The sequence below is a fragment of the Bradyrhizobium jicamae genome (assembly GCF_001440395.1).
GTDB lineage: Bacteria > Pseudomonadota > Alphaproteobacteria > Rhizobiales > Xanthobacteraceae > Bradyrhizobium > Bradyrhizobium jicamae.
Genome location: NZ_LLXZ01000221.1, coordinates 5,699 through 5,990, shown reverse-complemented (window position 1 = coordinate 5,990; position 292 = coordinate 5,699). Strand labels below are relative to the sequence as shown.

The following is a 292-nucleotide window of genomic DNA, read 5'->3' as shown; positions in this document are numbered from 1 at the left end:
TCGGCGCTGGAAGGCTTAGTTTCCGGGTTCGGAATGTAACCGGGCGTTTCCCTCACGCTATGACCACCGAAACACTATGAAACTGACAACCAGACCATGCAACACCTGCATGAGGCTGTTCGTGGTTTCAGAACCAACACAGTGGACGCGAGCAACTGAGGACAAGCCCTCGGCCTATTAGTACCGGTCACCTCCACACGTTACCGTGCTTCCAGATCCGGCCTATCAACCCAGTCGTCTACTGGGAGCCTTACCCCATCAAGTGGGTGGGAGCCCTCATCTCGAAGCAGGC

At 56.2% G+C, this 292-nt stretch carries 2 rRNA genes (1 of these 2 only partly in view); both read right to left on the bottom strand.

Annotated elements, in window-relative coordinates:
- Positions 1-71: ribosomal RNA gene (gene rrf, locus CQ12_RS39420) — 5S ribosomal RNA — on the bottom strand; the annotation flags it as partial.
- Positions 72-157: 86 nt separating this feature from the next.
- Positions 158-292: ribosomal RNA gene (locus CQ12_RS39415) — 23S ribosomal RNA — on the bottom strand; it runs 3,345 nt beyond the window's last position.